This is a genomic window from Tepidimonas sp., assembly GCF_046292505.1.
Classification (GTDB): Bacteria; Pseudomonadota; Gammaproteobacteria; order Burkholderiales; family Burkholderiaceae_C; genus Tepidimonas.
This window is the reverse complement of record NZ_JBKBQX010000003.1, coordinates 89,069-105,732: the sequence shown is the minus strand read 5'-3', so window position 1 is coordinate 105,732 and position 16,664 is coordinate 89,069. Positions and strand designations below refer to the sequence as shown.

The window sequence follows — 16,664 nt, the reverse complement described above, 5'->3', positions numbered from 1 at the left end:
GGATCGGGTCAACGGAGCGCGGCGTCGGTCTGCACCGACAGCCCGATGCGGGCCACGCCTGCGCGCTGCAGGGCATCCATGACCTGCATCACCTGTTCGTAGGCGACGCGCTTGTCGCCGCTGATGATGACCGGCACGCTCACCGACCCGTCAGCCCCCGGCGCGCCCTGAATGGCCTGCACACGGGCGGGCAGGTCCTTGAGAGTGACCACGTCGGCCTCGCCGCTGCTGCGGGCGCTGTCGCGCAGCCGCAGGCGGCCGTCGCGCTCCACGATCACCTGCACGAAACGGTCTGGCTGGCGTGCTGCCTGACCGACGCTGGGCAGCTCGACCTGGCTGGGCACGATCAGCGGGGCGGTCACCATGAAGATGATCAACAGCACCAGCATCACGTCGATGAAGGGCACCATGTTGATCTCGGTGATCGCGCGGCGGCCTTGTCCGCGAGGGGCGATGGCGGGCATGCGAGCGGTCCTCCAGTCGGGAAAGCGGTGCCCGTATCAGTGGCCGGCCGATGCCGCGCCGGCGTGGCGGTGCAAGATGTTCGAGAACTCTTCGATGAAAGTCTCGAGCCGGTTGGCCAGGCGGTCGATGTCGTGCGCGAACCGGTTGTAGGCCAGCACGGCCGGAATGGCCGCGAACAGCCCGATCGCGGTGGCCACCAGCGCCTCGGCGATGGCGGGGGCCACGGTGGCGAGCGTCACCTGGGTCAGCGCCGCCAGCCCGGTGAAGGCGTGCATGATGCCCCAGACCGTGCCAAACAGGCCGACGTAGGGCGACACGGACCCCACCGAACCCAGGAAGGACAGATTGACTTCGAGGGCGTCGAGCTCGCGCTGATAAGCGGCGCGCATGGCGCGGCGAGCGCCGTCGAGCAGCGCGTCGGGCTGGGTGATGCGCCGCTCGCGCAGCTTTTGGAATTCGCGCATGCCGCTGGCGAAGATGCGCTCCATCGGGCTGCCCTCGCGCGCGTTGCGCGCCGCGGCGGCGTACAGATCCTGCAGATTGCCGCCGGACCAGAACTCGCGCTCGAAGTCATCCGTCAGGCGCCGCACCCGCTTGAGGGCGAACACCTTGCGGAAAATCGCCGCCCAGCTCGTGACCGAGACGCCGATCAGCAGCAGTACCACCGCCTGGACCACCCAGGAGGCGTTGAGCATCAGCTCGATGACGGAAAAGTCATGCGTCATGCGCAAAGGTCCTTGTCGGAGGCGGCCTGCCGGCTCGATGCCCAGGCCGGGGCCAGGGCCGCGGTCACCTCGGCGGGCAGGCGGCCCGGGCGCATCGCCTCGGCCTCCACCCAGCCGATGCGCACCGTCCCCTCGCACAGCAGCACGGGCGTCGGGTCGGTGCGCCACGCCTGCTGTTGCAGTGTCAGCGAGGCCCGTCCGAGTTCCCGGATGCGGGTGCGGATGTCCAGCCGGTCGTCCAGCCGCGCGGGGCGCAGATAGCGGGCCTCGGCGGCGCTGACGACGAACATGCCCCCCGTGCGCTCGCGCAGCGCCTGCTGCCCCAGGCCCAGCCCGCGCAGCCACTCGGTGCGCGCCCGCTCGAAGAACTTCAGGTAGTTGGCGTAGTAGACGATGCCGCCGGCGTCGGTGTCTTCCCAATAGACCCGAATGGGCCAGGAGTGTACCGATGCGGTATCCATCGCCTCAGCCGCGGCGGGCAGGGTCACGGGCCACCTCGTCGCCGCGGATTTGCGGCGCCAGCCGGTTGAGCACACCGTTGACGAATTTGTGCCCATCGGTGCCGCCGAACGACTTGGCCAGTTCGATGCATTCGTTGATGACGACGCGCCAGGGCACGTCCACGCAGTGCAGGAATTCGTACGCGCCGATCCACAGCACCGCGTGTTCGATGGGCGACAGCTCCGCCACAGGGCGGTCCAGCAGCGGGGCGAGCCGAGCATCCAGCTCGGCCCCTTCGGCGATGCAACCGTGCAGCAGCGCGTCGTAGTGGGCGCTGTCGGCTTTGTGAAAACCGCTGAGGTCGCGCGTGAACAGGTCGATGTCCTGCGCGTCGTTGCGGCCCACCAGGTGCTGATACAGCCCCTGCAGGGCGAACTCCCGCGCGCGGGTGCGGGCGGATTTTTCGGATGCTTTGGTCATGGGCCGTATTGTCCCAGACCGCGCGGGCGCCGTGCGCGTCAGTCCGCCGGGTAGCGCCGCAGCAGGGCCGCCATCTCCACCGCCACGCGGGCGGCGTCGCGCGCCTTCTCGTCCTGCCGGGCCACGGCCTGGGACAGGTTCTCGGTCGTCAGGATGGCGTTGGCGATCGGAATGTGGTGGTCCAGCGCCACGCGCGTGATGCCGGCGGCCGACTCGTTGCACACCAGCTCGAAGTGGTAGGTCTCGCCGCGGATCACGCAGCCCAGCGCCACCAGCGCATCGAAGCGATCGCTCTGGGCCATCGCCTGCAGGGCCAGGGGCACTTCCAGCGCGCCGGGCACTTGCTCGATTGCGATGTCGGCCTCGGCCACGCCCAGCGTCCGCAACTCGTCGCGGCAGGCGGCCGCCAGCGCGTCCGTGATGCCCTGGTTGAAGCGGGCTTGCACCATGCCGATGCGCAGGCCGCGGCCGTCCAGCGCCGGGCCATCGCCCTTGTGGGCTCCCATCATGTCGGGTTTCCTTCCGTGGTTGGGGGGTGCAAAAAGCCCACCACCTCCAGCCCATAGCCGGTCATGCTGGGCATGCGGCGGGGGTGGCCGAGCAACTGCATGCGATGGATGCCGCAGTCCCGCAGGATTTGGGCGCCCACGCCGTAGGTGCGCAGGTCCATGCGGCCACGCTCCGGCGCCTGGGCCGAGCGGGCCGTGCCCTCGAACTGGGCCAGCAACTGGTCTGCCGATTCGCCGCAGTTGAGCAGCACCGCCACCCCGCGGCCGGCCTGTTGCAGATGGCGCAAGCTGGCCTCCAGGCTCCAGGAGTGCATGCGGCGGCCGGTCTCCAGCGCATCCAGCACCGACAGCGGCTCGTGCACACGCACGGGCACCGCCTCGTCGGGGCCCCACTGGCCTTTGACCAGCGCCAGATGCACCCCACCGCTGGTCTGGTCGCGGTAGGCGTGGGCGCTGAATTCGCCAAAGGCGGTGGCCAACGGTCGGCTGCTGACCCGTCGCACCAGGCTTTCGGTGCGGCTGCGGTGTTCGATCAAATCGGCGATGGTGCCGATCTTCAGGCCATGCTGCGCAGCGAAGCGCTGCAGATCCGGCAGCCGGGCCATGGTGCCGTCGTCGTTCATGATCTCGCAGATCACGGCGGCCGGCGTGCAGCCCGCCATCGCCGCGAGGTCGCAACCGGCCTCGGTATGACCGGCGCGCATCAGCACGCCGCCGTCCACCGCCTGCAACGGGAACACATGGCCTGGCTGCACCAGATCGTCCGGGCGGGCGCCGGCGGCGACGGCGACACGGATGGTGTGGGCCCGATCCGCGGCCGAGATGCCCGTGGTCACGCCCTCGGCCGCTTCGATCGATACGGTGAAGGCCGTACCCATCTTGGTGCCATTGCGCGGCACCATCGGCGGCAGGCGCAGTTGCTCGCAGCGCTCGCGCGTCAAGGTCAGGCAGATCAGGCCACGGCCGTACTTGGCCATGAAGTTGATCGCCTCCGGGGTCACATGGTCGGCGGCCAGGACGAGGTCGCCCTCGTTTTCGCGGTCCTCCTCATCGACCAGGATGACCAGCCGGCCGGCGCGCAGCTCGGCCACGATCTCTTCCACGGAGGCGATGGGGGCCACCGCATCGGCAGCGCTTGGGTCAGTGCTCATGGTGGGGGTTTGCGGGGAGGCGGCGCAGCAGGCCGCGGGGTCGGCAGGCGACGCGCGGACACTGTCAGAGGGGCGGTGGCACGGTGGCGAGGGACAGCATCCGCTCGACATAGCGCGCAATCATATCGACCTCCAGATTGACCTGTGCACCGACCGTCAACGTGCCCAACGCCGTGTGCTGCATCGTGTGCGGGATCAGGTTGATGCTGACCTCGCAGCCATCCGCCCGGTCCGTGACGTGGTTGACCGTCAGGCTGACCCCGTTGACAGTGATCGACCCCTTGTAGGCCAGATACTTGGCCAGGGCGGGTGGGGCCAGCACGCACAGGTTCCAGGACTCGCCCACGGCGGCCAGCCGGGTGACCGTGCCCACGCCGTCGACGTGCCCGCTGACGATGTGCCCCCCCAGACGGTCGGCGGGGCGCATGGCCTTTTCCAGATTGACCGCCCCGGGGCGATCGAGCCCCGTGGTGCGGGCCAGCGATTCGGCCGACACGTCCACGGTAAAGAGCCCCTGCGACGGATCCAGCGACGTGACGGTCATGCAGGCGCCGTTGATGGCAATGCTGTCGCCCAATGCCACGTCGGCCAGATAGTCGGCCCCGGCGGCCACGTGCAGCCGCAGGCCGTGGTCGGCGCCGGTGCCGAGGGGCTGGTGTCGCTCGATGCGCCCGACGCGGGTGATGATGCCGGTGAACATGACCGGATTGTCGCAGTTTCGCCTGGGGGTGGTCGGCGCGGGTGGTGGGCGTTACCATCGGGTCGGCCGGGCACGAATGGCGCGCCGCCGTCACGGCCCTTCCCGCTGCCCCTTTGCCATTGCCGACCCCGGAATCCGCACCCCATCCATCGTATGGCCGCCGCGCGGTTTGTCATCCCCGACTTCCGCAACCTCGGGGCACAGTGGCGCTTGCTGCTGCTGGCCGAGGGGCTGCGTGCTCTGTGGTGGGTGCTGGAGGCATCGCCCACCGACGCCACCCTCCAGGGCTGGCTGACTGCCGGCGTGCTGTTCGAGCCGACGCTGTTGTCGGTGGCCGCCGCGCTGGCGCTGCTGTCGCCGTGGTTGCGGCGCTGCCCTCCCTGGCGGGCGCTGCTGATCACCGCGCTGATCGCGGTCCTGGCGGCGCTGGCTTGGCGCGCGCTGCTGCAGGGCTGGGGTTTGGCAGTGCCCGCCCCGCCCACCGTCGTCGTGGCCACGCTGGCCGTTTGGGGCGGCATCGCGGGCTACTTCGACTGGCGCCACCACCGCCTGTCCCCTGCCTTGTCGGAGGCGCGGTTGCAGGCGCTGCAGTCGCGTATGCGCCCGCACTTTTTGTTCAACAGCCTCAATGGCGTGCTGGCGTTGATCCGCCGCGATCCGGCGCGTGCCGAAGCCATGCTGGAGGATCTGGCAGAGCTTTACCGCGCCCTGCTGGCCGAGCCACGCACGCTGGTACCCTGGCGCGAGGAGCTGGCCCTGGCGCAGTCCTATCTGGCCGTGGAGCAGGTGCGCCTGGGCGAGCGGCTGCGGGTGGCGTGGCATGTGGACACGGCGCCGGCCGATGCGCTGCTGCCACCGCTCACCCTGCAGCCGCTGGTGGAAAACGCCGTTCGCCACGGGGTCGAGCCCCGCCCCGAGGGGGCGTGTGTCACGGTGGAGGCGTTCCGCGACGACGACCACCTGGTGCTGTTCGTGCGCAACCCGCTGCCGCCCGCCGATGCGGACACCCACGGACACGGTCTGGCGCTGGCCAACCTGCGCGAGCGGCTCGATCTGCACTACGACACGCAGGCCCGTTTGCGCGTGTACGAGTCGGAGGGCGAGTTCGTCGCCCAGGTGCGTCTGCCGATCCGCGCCGGCGCCGACACCGCGGTCAGCCCCGCACCTCGTCGATCAGCGATCTGAAGGCGTCCACGTCCTCGAAGCTGCGGTAGACGCTGGCAAAGCGCACGTAGGCCACCTGGTCGAGCTCGCGCAGCTCCTGCATCACCCATTCGCCCAGGCGCTGCGACGGCACCTCGCGCGCGCCCTCGGCCAGCAGCCTCTCCTCGATGCGGGCGATGGCGGCATCCAGCCGCTCGGTGCTCACCGGGCGCTTGCGCAGCGCCAGCGCCAGGCTCGCGCGCAGCTTGGCGGCGTCGTAATCGACCCGCCGGCCGTCCTTCTTGACCACCTGCGGGAACGTCACCTCGGCGCGCTCATAGGTGGTGAAGCGCCGGTCGCACGCGCCGCAGCGGCGGCGCCGACGCACGAACACCCCGTCGTCGGACTCGCGCGTCTCCACCACCTGGGTGTCGGCGTGTCCGCAGAAGGGGCACTTCATCGCATCACCCGTAGACGGGGAAGCGCCGCGTCAGCTCCGCGACCTGCGCGCGCACGCGCTCGATGGTGGCCGGGTTGCGCGGATCGTCCAGCACGTCGGCGATCAGGTGGGCGGTCTGGCGCGCCTCGGCCTCGGTGAAGCCGCGCGTGGTCATGGCGGGCGTGCCCAGGCGGATGCCACTCGTGACCATCGGCTTTTCGGGGTCGTTGGGGATCGCGTTCTTGTTGACCGTGATGTGCGCCTGGCCCAGCACCGCCTCGGCCTCCTTGCCGGTGATGCCCTTGGCGCGCAGATCCACCAGCATCACGTGGCTTTCGGTGCGGCCGCTGACGATGCGCAAGCCGCGCTGCTGCAGCGTCTCGGCCATCGCCTGGGCGTTGCGGACGACCTGCTGCTGATAGGCCTTGAACTCGGGGCTGAGCGCCTCCTTGAACGCCACCGCCTTGGCTGCGATCACGTGCATCAGCGGGCCGCCCTGCAGGCCGGGGAAGACGGCGCTGTTGATCGCCTTTTCGTGCTCGGCCTTCATCAGGATGATGCCGCCGCGCGGCCCGCGCAGGCTCTTGTGCGTGGTGGAGGTGACCACGTCGGCGTGCGGCACCGGGTTCGGGTAGACCCCGGCGGCGATCAGCCCGGCGTAGTGCGCCATGTCGACCATGAAGATCGCGCCGACCTCGCGCGCCACGCGCCCGATGCGCTCGAAGTCGATGCGCAGGCTGTAGGCGCTGGCACCGGCGATGATCAGCTTGGGCCGGTGCTGGCGCGCCTTGGCCTCGAGCGCCTCGTAGTCGATCTCTTCGCGCTCGTTCAGGCCGTAGGAGATGACGTTGAACCACTTGCCCGACATGTTCAGCGCCATGCCGTGCGTCAGGTGCCCGCCTTCGGCCAAGCTCATGCCCATGATGGTGTCGCCGGGCTTGAGGAACGCGAGGAACACCGCCTCGTTGGCGCTGGCGCCGCAGTGCGGCTGCACGTTGGCCGCCTCGGCGCCGAAGAGCTCCTTGAGCCGGTCGATCGCCAGCTGCTCGGCCACGTCCACGTGCTCGCAGCCGCCGTAGTAGCGCTTGCCCGGATAGCCCTCGGCGTACTTGTTGGTCAGCTGCGTGCCCTGCGCGGCCATCACCGCGGGCGAGGCGTAGTTTTCGCTCGCGATCAGCTCGATGTGGGCTTCCTGGCGGGCATTTTCGGCCTGGATGGCGGCCCACACCTCGGGGTCGGTCTGTTCGATGAGGATGTTGCGGCTGAACATGGCAGTCCTGACGTGGTCGGTGGACCCGCGGCGGCGGTCACGCCTCACGGGCTGCCCAGGCGAACGGCGAGGCGGCATACCGCAGGTGACGGTGTGCTGCGCGCTCCCCCGTGGTGGTCCACGTCGGCCCATGTATCGTGTCGGAGCCGCAGCCAGCCCCGTGGCCTATCGCCAGTCGCGCGCAATTCGATTTTATCAGGACGCCCGAGCGGCCACCGGCGTGTCCGTGGCGCGCGGCGCGGCGTCCGCTTCGATCTGCGGGGGGCTGGCGGCCTCGCCCGGCGGCACCGGTGCCGCCGGGCCGATCGATGCTGGCAACGGCATGGCAGCCTGAAAACCCACCTGCTGCCCGCCCGAGACGCGCTTGAGCCGCTCGTACTCGGACAGCACCTTGACGATGTAGTCCCGACCGTCGTGGGTGACCGCGCCGACGTACAGGCGCAGACCGCCCGGGACCGAGCCGGCGCGCCGCACGGCGTCCTGCAGAATTTCGGCGCCGACGCGCAGGTTGCTCAAAGGGTCGAAGGCCGCCAGCGTGCCGCCAAAACCTTCGAACTTGTCGGCGTGCACGCGGGTGTCCACCTGCATCAGTCCGTGCGCGCCTACGGGGCTGGCCGCAAACGGGTTGAAGCGGGATTCGATCGCCATGACGGCCAGAATCAGCGCGGGATCCAGCCGCAACTGCGGGCCGAGTTGGTAGGCCTCGGCGACCAGCGCCCCGATCGGTTCGCTGGCTACGCGGTATTTGCGCGCCAGCCAGTGCGCCACGCGCACCTGTTCGGGCGGCAGATCCTTCAGATTGGCGGCCAGCACGCGCTCGGGCGCGGTCAGCTCGTCGTCCTCGACCGTGACGGCCTGTCGGCCCAACAACCAGTCGGTCGCGCCGCGCTCCAGCTCGGCGCGCAACTGCGGCTGGGTGGCCAGCAGCACAACGGTGGCCAGGGTCGCGACGCCAAACAGCGCCATGCCGTGGCGAGCAGCCGCCCAGGCGCGTGCCGCGATCTGCACCAGCCTCTCGGAGGGTACGACGCGCACAGCCCGGCCTGGGGCGCAGGCCGGTGCGCGATTCTGGGTGTCGATGCACGTCGTGATCATGCACACACTCCTTTCTGTTGCTGAACAAGCCGTTCGGCGGTCCCGCTCTCGGGGCGGGTTGCGTCGGGCGGTCGATCGGCCGTGCCGCGGCGGGCAGCGGGGATCGAGCCGGAGGCGCCCCTTGGGGCACGCTCCGCGGCACGGCTGTCACGAAGGCAGCGGCGCGCCGGCTCTGGCGGCTTGCGGAAAGGTCGGTGGCATCCAGGGGCCATCGGCGGTGCCGACTGGCGGGATGCCAGACTGCCGCGCACTGCGCGGCGGATGGAGCCGGCCTTTCACGGGGTTGCGATGAACGAAACGGCCGCGATGGTAGGGGGCTCGTAATGACGAGTCAATACTTTAGATCAAAGTTTTTATAACGTTTGAGCATGAATATGGCATCCTCGGGGCGGTTCCCCTGAGGCGAGTCGGGCCATATTTTTTGTCCAATGGCGGGGCGGCCGTCATCGAAAAAATTCAGTCCACAGGGCCTCAGCCTGGCGTACAGTGGAACCGTCGCGATCGGAAACACGGCGGCCATGTTGCCCATCCGGTCCGACAGGCCCGCCTTGGCGGCAAACGCCTTGGCCCGGCAACCCCCAATGGAAGCAATCCGTTGCTTCCGGCAGTGTGTGACAAGACCCTCCACGCTGCCTCGGCTGGCACGGTGAACCCCGTGCCAAGGCCTCGACGGGTGCAGCCCGTCGGGGCCTTTTCGTTGGGTCGTTGGGATTGGGTTGGCCCGTGGGGTCAATCGGCGGTCGCCCGGCGCCGCACCTCGGCCAAGTAGGCCTGTCCATCCGGTGGGCGTCCGTGGACCTGGCTTTCCCACAGCATCCGGCCCAGGCAGTCCATGACCTCGTGGTGCGCGTCGTGCAGCGAGCCGCGCCGGGCGGCGAGCAACTCCACGGCCTGGCGGATGCCGGGCGGCTGATCGATCGAGCACTGCTCGCTGATGCTCAGGTGCATCGACAGATGCAGGAAAGGGTTGTCCCGCGCGGGGTCGACCGTTGCCATGGCGCGCAATGCGGCGTCCAGGTCGCCCAGCTCGGCATGGTACTCGGGGTGGCGCAGCATCCACTCGTAGGCCAAGGTTTCCAGGGGCTCGAGCGGCAGGCCGCGGCGGCCTTTGTCGAATGCGCCGCAAAAGAAACGGCGCACATCGGCTTGCGAAGGGGTAAACATGCCCGCATTGTCGCCGCCGCTGGGCTACCATGATCACACCCCGGCCGGAGTTTGCCCATGCCCGTGCTTGCCATCGTCAACCCCAAAGGCGGCGTCGGAAAAACGACGCTCGCCACCCACATCGCCGGCCATTGGGCGCGGTGCGGACACGCCGTCATGCTGGGCGATGTGGACCGGCAGCAGAGCTGTGCCCGGTGGCTGGCGCTGCGGCCTGCCGCCGCGCGCCCAATCGCGGGGTGGGACGCCAGCCGCGACGATGTGCTCAAGCCGCCGCGCGGCACGACGCACGTGGTGCTGGACACGCCGGCCGGCTTGCACGGCCAGCGCCTGCGCGAGGTGCTGCGGCGCGCCGATCGCCTGCTCGTGCCCGTGCAGCCGGGGGTGTTCGACATGTTCGCCACGCACGATTTTTTGCAACACGTGCGCGAGCGCGGGCGCGACGGGCTGCGCGTGGCGGTCGTGGGGATGCGCGTCGATGACCGCACCTTGGCGGCGCGGCAGCTGCAGGATTTTTTTGCCGCGCTGGGTCTGCCGGTGGCCGGCTTCGTGCGCGAGGCGCAGGTGTACCGGCATCTGGCAGCGCACGGCCTGACCCTCTTCGACGTGCGGCCGCGGCAGGTGGAGCGCGAACTGGCCCCGTGGCAGTCCGTGCTGGCGTGGGTCGATGGTTGAGGTGCAGCCTGTCCGCTGGCGGACACGCCCATCCCGTCCGCGCCGCTACAGTCACGCCCCATGAAGACGTTCGACTCTTTCGACGCGCTCGAGGCCGCCGTCGGCACCGAGGTCGCCATCACCGACTGGTTGCAGATCACCCAGGAGCGGGTCGATCGCTTTGCCGATGCCACCGACGATCACCAGTGGATCCACGTCGATGCCGAGCGGGCGGCGCACGGCCCCTTCGGCGCGCCGATCGCACACGGCTTTCTGACCCTGTCGCTGCTGTCCAAGTGGTTGGGCGAGTCGGTGCACATCGCCGGCGTGCGCATGTCGGTCAACTACGGCACCAACCGCGTTCGCTTCACCGCGCCGGTTCCTGTCGGCAGCCGGGTCCGCGCGCGGCTGCAACTGCAGTCGCTCGAGCGCATCGCGCCCAACGGCGTGCATCTGTGCTGGCACGCGACGGTCGAGATCGAAGGGCAGTCCAAGCCCGCCTGCGTGGCGGAAATGCTGGTGCGCCACTACGCCTGAACGGTGTCGTTGCCCGGCACCGCGGCGCCGGCAAAGCCGTGCTGGCGCCACGCCTCGAAGGCGACGATGGCGACAGCGTTGGACAGGTTGAGGCTGCGCTGTCCGGGCCGCATGGGCAAGCGCAGGCGGCGGGGCGCGTCGAAGTCTTGCAACACGTCGGCTGGCAGACCCCGCGACTCGGCGCCAAAGACGAACCAATCCCCGGGCTGGTAAGCGGTGGCGAATGCCGACGCGGTCCCGTGCGTCGTGAAGGCAAAGCAGCGCTGGGGGGCGGGGTGCTCGGCCGCCAGAAACGCCGACCACGAGGCATGGCGGCGCACCGTCGCGTACTCGTGGTAGTCCAGCCCCGCACGGCGCAGCAGCTTGTCGTCCATGGAGAAGCCGAGCGGCTCCACCAGATGCAGCGCGCAGCCCGTGTTGGCGCACAGCCGGATCACGTTGCCCGTGTTGGGCGGAATTTCGGGGGTGACCAGGACGATGCGGAACATGGGGCGCCGATTATTCCATGGGGGGTGGCGTGCGGGCCACCACGAGCGCATCGACAGCGGCGGCGCCCGCCTCGAGCAGGGCATGGGTGGCCGCGCGCAAGGTTGCACCCGTCGTCATCACGTCATCGACCACCAGCACGCGCCGTGCGCGCACCCGGGCCCGCGCAGCGGGCGATACGTGGAACAGCCCCTGCGCCTGCGCCAGCCGTTCGCGGCGGTCCAGGTGATGCAGCACCGGCGCATCCGGGGCCCGCTGCAAGCCCTGCGGCAGCGCTGGCGGGGTGTCGAGGTGGCGGGCCAGCGCCCGCATCAGTGACCATGCCTGGTTGTAGCCGCGCTCCGCCAGCCGCGCGGCCGTCAGGGGGATGGGCAGCCACGTATCGGCATCGGCCAGCAGCGCCGGCACGGCGGGGTCGTCGAGCCACAAGCGCGCCAGCGCGTCCGACAGGCCGGGGCGACCGGTGGATTTGAGTGCCCGGATCCAGGCGTCCCAGGGGTGGTCGAAATCGACCCGCGCCACCACCGATCGCCACGGCGGCGGGTCGTGCTGGCAGGCTTCGCAGCGCGCCTGCGCGTTGGCGTGCGGTAGGGCGCAGCCGGGACAGCGCGCAACTCGTGGGGCCAGATCGTGTCGGCAGTCGGGGCACAGCGGCCCGTCCGGCCAGCGACCGCAGGCCTCGCAGACTGCGGGGCACAGGGCGTCGAGCGCGCGCCGCAGGCCGTTCCTCCACCCTGTCGTCGGCTTCGATGGCATGTCCTCCCCCTCCACGCGGGCATCGGCACTCACGGCCTGTCTGCCCTGGCCCACCACTATACTGCGCGGCCCATGGCTCCTCCCTCGCGCCCCGACGACGATGGCGTGCCGGATCTCGATCCGGTCGCGGCGGCCCGTTGGCGCACCCGTGTGCCCCCAGGCAGTCCGTGGCTGCACGAGACGATCGGCGCGCGCATGGCCGAGCGTTTGGACTGGATCAAGGCCCGCCCCGATGCCTGGATGAGCTGGTCCCCGCTGCTGGCTGGCGAGCAGGCGCATCGGGCGGTGGCGCAGCGCTACCCGCAAGCGCGGGTTTGGCTGGCGGGGGAGTTGGCCCAGGCAACACTGGCGCGCTGGCGGACCCCGGCCCCGCCGTGGTGGCGGCGCTGGATGGCGCGCCCTCGGGCGTCCGGCGAGGCGGCTTCCCCGCTGGTCGGCGCGGTGGAGGCTGGGGAGGCGGTGCCGGAGTCCGTCGGGCTGGTGTGGGCCAACATGGCGCTGCACGCCGCCGCGCAGCCCCGCGCGCTGTTGCGGCGATGGTACGAGTGGCTGGCCGTCGACGGGTTTGTGATGTTTTCGTGTCTGGGTCCGGACACGGCCCGCGAACTGCGCGCGGTGCATGCGGCTCACGGTTGGCCGCCTCCCGCGCCGGCCTATGTGGACATGCACGACTGGGGCGATCAACTCGTCGAGCTGGGCTTTGCCGAGCCGGTGATGGATATGGAGCGGCTGACATTGACCTATCCCAACGCCGAGCGTCTGCTGGCCGACCTGCGCGAGACCGGGCGCAACTGGCATGTGGGGCGGTTTGCCGCCCTGCGCGGGCGCGGCTGGCGCGAGCGTTGGCTGCGCGCCGTCGAGCACGGGCTGCCGCGCAGCCCAGACGGCCAGCTTTGCCTCACCGTGGAAGTGGTGTATGGCCACGCCTTCCGCCCGCGGCCGCGGGTGGCGGTGTCGGGTGTGACCACGGTGCCGCTGGAGCGGCTGCGCGAGTCGCTGCGGGGCGGGTCGGGTCCAGGCCGACCCCAGGCGACCGACGGCGTCTGAAACCGCACTACAATTGATCTAAGTCAAAAGCGCGGGCGGGCCTGGGTCCGCCGACTGTTCGTGTGGTGAAGTGGCCGGGCCACGGCTCCGGAGTTGACGGTGGCACCGATGGATGCATCTCCTGGCGGCGTCGCGTTCCAACTGGCCCAGCGGGGACCGGACGGCTTGCGGTGGCTGCTCAAGCGCAACTGCGCCTTGACGCCGCGGCAGTGTCTGTGGGCGTCCTTGCTGGCGTGCGCGGCCGCGCTGTCGGTGGCGGCGGCGTTCTGGGCGATGGGGGCGAGGTTGGTGCTGCCCTTTGCAGTGCTCGAGTCGACCGCCGTCGCGCTGGCCTTTCTGTGGTATGCGCGCCACGCGACCGATCGGGAGACCCTGGTGCTCGATGGACAGCGCCTGGTGGTGGAGTGGGAGCAAGCGGGTGCGGTGAGGCGGCGCGAGCTGTCCCGGCACTGGCTGCGGGTGGAGGACGCCGGCCATGGGGCCGGGTTGGTGGAGCTGCGCGCCGGAACGGCGCGGGTGCATGTGGGGCGTTATGCCCGTCCGGAGCAGCGGCGCCAGTTGGCGCGCGAGCTGCGCTGGGCACTGGCGACAGCGCCGGCCGCTCCGACGGGATGAGCGCCGCGCCCGTGTCGCCCACCCCCGGGATTGCCCGCACCGCCAAGAGTGCAGAAGTTTGGTGTAATCGGTGTTGACATAAATCAACGCTTATATTCGAGGCAAACGACGTGAGCATGATGAAGCATTCAGGTCAAACGTGGCGCAGGCACGGGGTCGGCGCCTGGAGGGGCGCCAAGGACGCCATGGGCGCTGCCCTGTTGGGCCTTGGCGTGTGGGTCTCGAATGCGGCCCATGCCGCGGTCAACGACCTGCCGGGTGGCCCGGCGGTCAATCAACTCAACTTCCATCCCCCCGCCACCCGCATTGCCGAAGAGCAGCACTGGCTGCATTGGTTCATGCTCGCCATCTGCGCGACGATTTTTGTCGTCGTCTTCGGCATCATGTTCTATTCGATCGCCAAGCACCGCAAGTCGGTCGGGCACCAGTCGCAAGAGCTGCCCGAGCCGATCTGGGTCGAGCTGGGCTGGACCATCGTTCCGCTGCTGATCGTCATTGGCATGGCGCTGCCCGCCACCAAGGTGCTGGTCGCTCAGAAGGACACCACCAACAGCGACCTCACCATCAAGGCGGTCGGCATGCAGTGGAAGTGGGGGTACGAATACCTCAAGGGCGAAGGGGAGGGGATTCAGTTTCTGTCCACCCTGGACCCCAAACACCGTGTGATGTCGGACAGCGGCAAGCCCGAAGCGGTGGACGACTACCTGCTCAAGGTGGATAACCCGCTGGTCGTGCCGGTCGGCAAGAAGATCCGCATCATCACCACCGCCAACGACGTCATCCACGCCTGGATGGTGCCGGCCTTCGGCGTCAAGCAGGACGCCATCCCCGGCTTCGTGCGCGACACCTGGTTCCGCGCCGAAAAGACCGGTGACTTTTATGGCCAGTGTGCCGAGCTGTGCGGCAAGGAGCATGCCTACATGCCGATCCACGTCAGGGTGGTAACGCAGGAGGAGTACACCCAGTGGGTGGAGCAGCGCAAGAAGGCGATGGCTGCGCTGGCCGACGATCCGAACAAGGAATGGACCCTGGCCGAGCTGGTCAAGCGCGGCGAGTCGGTGTACGCCGCCAATTGCGCGGCCTGCCACCAGGCCAGCGGCAAAGGCGCAGGCCCGATCAAACCGCTGGACGGCTCCGCCATCGTCACGGCCGCCGACCACGGCAAGATGATCCAAATCATGCTCAACGGCGTCAATGGCGCGGCGGCCCAGATGCCGGCTTGGAAGCAGCTCTCCGACGTCGAGCTGGCTGCCGTCATGACCTACGCGAAGAACAGCTGGTCCAACAATACGGGCCAGGTCGTGCAGCCCAAGGAAGTGCTGGCAGCGCGTCAGTGACAAGGATTGAAGCCACGAGGAAATCGCCATGAGTGCAGTACTGGACCATCACGGCGCGCACGCGCACGATCATGAGCACCATGCGCCGGCCGGTTGGCGGCGCTGGGTGTTCGCCACCAACCACAAAGACATCGGTACCCTGTACCTGCTGTTCAGCTTCACCATGCTGATGGTCGGCGGGGTGCTGGCGCTGGGCATTCGGGCCGAGCTGTTTCAGCCCGGCCTGCAACTGGTCAACCCCGAGCTGTTCAACCAGCTCACCACCATGCACGGCATCATCATGGTGTTCGGGGCCATCATGCCGGCCTTCGTGGGCTTCGCCAACTGGATGCTGCCGCTGCAGATCGGTGCATCCGACATGGCCTTTGCCCGCATGAACAACTTCAGCTTCTGGCTGATGGTGCCGGCGGCGATCATCATCGTGCTGTCGTTCTTCATGCCCGGCGGGGCGCCGGCGGCCGGCTGGACGCTGTATGCGCCGCTGACGCTGCAGATGGGCCCGTCCATGGACGCCGCGATCTTCGCGATGCACATCCTGGGTGCCAGTTCCATCATGGGCTCGATCAACATCATCGTGACCATCCTGAACATGCGCGCGCCCGGCATGACGCTGATGAAGATGCCGATGTTCGCGTGGACCTGGCTGATCACGGCCTATCTGCTGATCGCGGTGATGCCGGTGCTGGCCGGTGCCATCACCATGACGCTGACCGACCGCCACTTGGGCACCAGCTTCTTCAACCCGGCCGGCGGCGGTGACCCGGTGATGTATCAGCACATTTTCTGGTTCTTCGGTCACCCCGAGGTGTACATCATGATCCTGCCGGCCTTCGGCATCATCAGCCAGGTCGTGCCGGCGTTCGCCCGCAAAAAGCTGTTCGGCTACACCTCGATGGTGTACGCCACCGCCTCGATCGCGATCCTGTCGTTCATCGTCTGGGCGCACCACATGTTCACCACCGGCATGCCGGTGACGGGTCAACTCTTCTTCATGTACGCGACCATGCTGATCGCCGTGCCCACGGGCGTGAAGATCTTCAACTGGATCGCGACCATGTGGAAGGGCTCGATGACCTTCGAGACCCCGATGCTGTGGGCCGTGGGCTTCATCTTCGTGTTCACCATGGGCGGATTCACCGGGCTGATGCTCTCGATGGCGCCGATCGACATCAACTTCCAGGACACCTACTACGTGGTGGCGCACTTCCACTATGTGCTGGTGGCCGGCTCGCTGTTCGCGATGTTCGCGGGTGCCTACTACTGGCTGCCCAAGTGGACAGGGGTCATGTATTCCGAGACGCGCGGCAAGATCCACTTCTGGTGGTCGATGATCTCGTTCAACGTCACCTTCTTCCCGATGCACTTCCTCGGCCTGGCGGGCATGCCGCGCCGCTACGCCGACTACCCGATGCAGTTTGCCGACTTCAACGCGATCGCGTCGGTGGGGGCGTTTGCCTTCGGTCTGGCGCAGGTGTACTTCTTCCTGGCCGTGATCCTGCCGGCCATGCGTGGCCAGGGCGAAAAGGCCCCGCAAAAGCCCTGGGAAGGCGCCGAAGGCCTGGAGTGGGAAGTGCCGTCGCCGGCGCCGCACCACACCTTCGAGACCCCGCCCAAGCTGGACGCCACCGCAACCCGCATCGTGGGTTGATGGCG

The 16,664-nt window shown here is 69.0% G+C and carries 20 protein-coding genes and 1 riboswitch; of the genes, 7 read left to right on the top strand and 13 right to left on the bottom strand.

Annotated elements, in window-relative coordinates; genetic code table 11:
• Positions 1 to 8: 8 nt before the first annotated feature.
• The 7 genes from ACK4TH_RS02905 to ACK4TH_RS02875 all read right to left on the bottom strand — a co-directional run bounded on the left by ACK4TH_RS02905 (position 9) and on the right by ACK4TH_RS02875 (position 4,471).
• The gene (locus ACK4TH_RS02905) at positions 9 to 464 is read right to left on the bottom strand and encodes a biopolymer transporter ExbD (protein ID WP_409622427.1); all 456 of its coding nucleotides are present in this window, start codon (positions 462 to 464) and stop codon (positions 9 to 11) included.
• A 36-nt stretch (positions 465 to 500) separates the two neighbouring features.
• Positions 501 to 1,190 (bottom strand): protein TolQ, encoded by a 690-nt coding sequence (gene tolQ, locus ACK4TH_RS02900; protein ID WP_409622424.1) that lies wholly within the window; start codon positions 1,188 to 1,190, stop codon positions 501 to 503.
• Complete coding sequence (gene ybgC, locus ACK4TH_RS02895; protein WP_409622546.1) at positions 1,187 to 1,651, bottom strand: tol-pal system-associated acyl-CoA thioesterase; 465 nt, start codon at positions 1,649 to 1,651, stop codon at positions 1,187 to 1,189. Before ybgC ends, tolQ begins: the two co-directional genes overlap by 4 nt.
• Positions 1,652 to 1,655: 4 nt before the next feature.
• Positions 1,656 to 2,111 (bottom strand): transcription antitermination factor NusB, encoded by a 456-nt coding sequence (gene nusB / locus ACK4TH_RS02890; RefSeq protein ID WP_409622421.1) that lies wholly within the window; start codon positions 2,109 to 2,111, stop codon positions 1,656 to 1,658.
• Positions 2,112 to 2,149: 38 nt separating this feature from the next.
• On the bottom strand, positions 2,150 to 2,620 hold the full coding sequence (gene ribH, locus ACK4TH_RS02885; RefSeq protein ID WP_409622418.1) for a 6,7-dimethyl-8-ribityllumazine synthase: 471 nt from the start codon (positions 2,618 to 2,620) through the stop codon (positions 2,150 to 2,152).
• On the bottom strand, positions 2,617 to 3,771 hold the full coding sequence (gene ribBA / locus ACK4TH_RS02880) for a bifunctional 3,4-dihydroxy-2-butanone-4-phosphate synthase/GTP cyclohydrolase II (protein ID WP_409622415.1): 1,155 nt from the start codon (positions 3,769 to 3,771) through the stop codon (positions 2,617 to 2,619). Before ribBA ends, ribH begins: the two co-directional genes overlap by 4 nt.
• 64 nt (positions 3,772 to 3,835) lie before the next feature.
• The gene (locus ACK4TH_RS02875; protein WP_409622412.1) at positions 3,836 to 4,471 is read right to left on the bottom strand and encodes a riboflavin synthase; all 636 of its coding nucleotides are present in this window, start codon (positions 4,469 to 4,471) and stop codon (positions 3,836 to 3,838) included.
• Positions 4,472 to 4,624: 153 nt separating this feature from the next.
• Here ACK4TH_RS02875 and ACK4TH_RS02870 point away from each other — a divergent pair, with 153 nt between their 5' ends.
• Positions 4,625 to 5,656 (top strand): sensor histidine kinase, encoded by a 1,032-nt coding sequence (locus tag ACK4TH_RS02870; protein ID WP_409622409.1) that lies wholly within the window; start codon positions 4,625 to 4,627, stop codon positions 5,654 to 5,656.
• On the opposite strand, the gene nrdR is transcribed toward ACK4TH_RS02870, so the two are convergent.
• The 4 genes from nrdR to ACK4TH_RS02850 all read right to left on the bottom strand — a co-directional run bounded on the left by nrdR (position 5,625) and on the right by ACK4TH_RS02850 (position 9,582).
• Entirely contained in the window at positions 5,625 to 6,074 is a 450-nt protein-coding gene (nrdR, locus tag ACK4TH_RS02865; RefSeq protein WP_409622406.1) for a transcriptional regulator NrdR, read from the bottom strand. The two genes, ACK4TH_RS02870 and nrdR, sit on opposite strands and share 32 nt — an antisense overlap.
• A gap of 4 nt (positions 6,075 to 6,078) precedes the next feature.
• A complete protein-coding gene (gene glyA / locus ACK4TH_RS02860; RefSeq protein WP_409622403.1) occupies positions 6,079 to 7,323 on the bottom strand; it encodes a serine hydroxymethyltransferase in 1,245 nt (414 codons plus the stop codon).
• Positions 7,324 to 7,369: 46 nt separating this feature from the next.
• A riboswitch (ZMP/ZTP riboswitch) is annotated at positions 7,370 to 7,512 on the bottom strand.
• Positions 7,513 to 7,518: 6 nt separating this feature from the next.
• Positions 7,519 to 8,418 (bottom strand): transglycosylase SLT domain-containing protein, encoded by a 900-nt coding sequence (locus tag ACK4TH_RS02855; RefSeq protein ID WP_409622400.1) that lies wholly within the window; start codon positions 8,416 to 8,418, stop codon positions 7,519 to 7,521.
• Between the two features lie 729 nt (positions 8,419 to 9,147).
• Complete coding sequence (locus tag ACK4TH_RS02850) at positions 9,148 to 9,582, bottom strand: DUF1841 family protein (protein WP_409622397.1); 435 nt, start codon at positions 9,580 to 9,582, stop codon at positions 9,148 to 9,150.
• Between the two features lie 57 nt (positions 9,583 to 9,639).
• On the opposite strand from ACK4TH_RS02850, the gene ACK4TH_RS02845 reads away from it, so the two are divergent.
• The gene (locus tag ACK4TH_RS02845; protein WP_409622395.1) at positions 9,640 to 10,254 is read left to right on the top strand and encodes a division plane positioning ATPase MipZ; all 615 of its coding nucleotides are present in this window, start codon (positions 9,640 to 9,642) and stop codon (positions 10,252 to 10,254) included.
• Positions 10,255 to 10,314: 60 nt separating this feature from the next.
• Entirely contained in the window at positions 10,315 to 10,770 is a 456-nt protein-coding gene (locus ACK4TH_RS02840) for a MaoC family dehydratase (RefSeq protein ID WP_409622392.1), read from the top strand.
• Here the strand turns inward: ACK4TH_RS02840 and trmL are convergent.
• The gene (gene trmL / locus ACK4TH_RS02835; protein ID WP_409622389.1) at positions 10,761 to 11,258 is read right to left on the bottom strand and encodes a tRNA (uridine(34)/cytosine(34)/5-carboxymethylaminomethyluridine(34)-2'-O)-methyltransferase TrmL; all 498 of its coding nucleotides are present in this window, start codon (positions 11,256 to 11,258) and stop codon (positions 10,761 to 10,763) included. The two genes, ACK4TH_RS02840 and trmL, sit on opposite strands and share 10 nt — an antisense overlap.
• A gap of 10 nt (positions 11,259 to 11,268) precedes the next feature.
• Positions 11,269 to 12,012: a ComF family protein gene (locus ACK4TH_RS02830; RefSeq protein WP_409622386.1), complete on the bottom strand. Its 744-nt coding sequence runs from the start codon at positions 12,010 to 12,012 to the stop codon at positions 11,269 to 11,271.
• A gap of 72 nt (positions 12,013 to 12,084) precedes the next feature.
• Here ACK4TH_RS02830 and ACK4TH_RS02825 point away from each other — a divergent pair, with 72 nt between their 5' ends.
• The 4 genes from ACK4TH_RS02825 to ctaD all read left to right on the top strand — a co-directional run bounded on the left by ACK4TH_RS02825 (position 12,085) and on the right by ctaD (position 16,659).
• On the top strand, positions 12,085 to 13,059 hold the full coding sequence (locus ACK4TH_RS02825) for a biotin synthase (protein ID WP_409622383.1): 975 nt from the start codon (positions 12,085 to 12,087) through the stop codon (positions 13,057 to 13,059).
• 108 nt (positions 13,060 to 13,167) lie between these two features.
• Positions 13,168 to 13,674 carry a DUF2244 domain-containing protein gene (locus tag ACK4TH_RS02820; protein WP_409622380.1) on the top strand — a complete coding sequence of 169 codons (507 nt, stop codon included), beginning with the start codon at positions 13,168 to 13,170 and terminating at the stop codon, positions 13,672 to 13,674.
• Positions 13,675 to 13,859: 185 nt separating this feature from the next.
• Positions 13,860 to 15,011 carry a cytochrome c oxidase subunit II gene (gene coxB, locus ACK4TH_RS02815; RefSeq protein ID WP_409622377.1) on the top strand — a complete coding sequence of 384 codons (1,152 nt, stop codon included), beginning with the start codon at positions 13,860 to 13,862 and terminating at the stop codon, positions 15,009 to 15,011.
• 28 nt (positions 15,012 to 15,039) lie between these two features.
• Complete coding sequence (ctaD, locus tag ACK4TH_RS02810; RefSeq protein WP_409622375.1) at positions 15,040 to 16,659, top strand: cytochrome c oxidase subunit I; 1,620 nt, start codon at positions 15,040 to 15,042, stop codon at positions 16,657 to 16,659.
• The last annotated feature ends 5 nt before the right edge of the window (positions 16,660 to 16,664 follow it).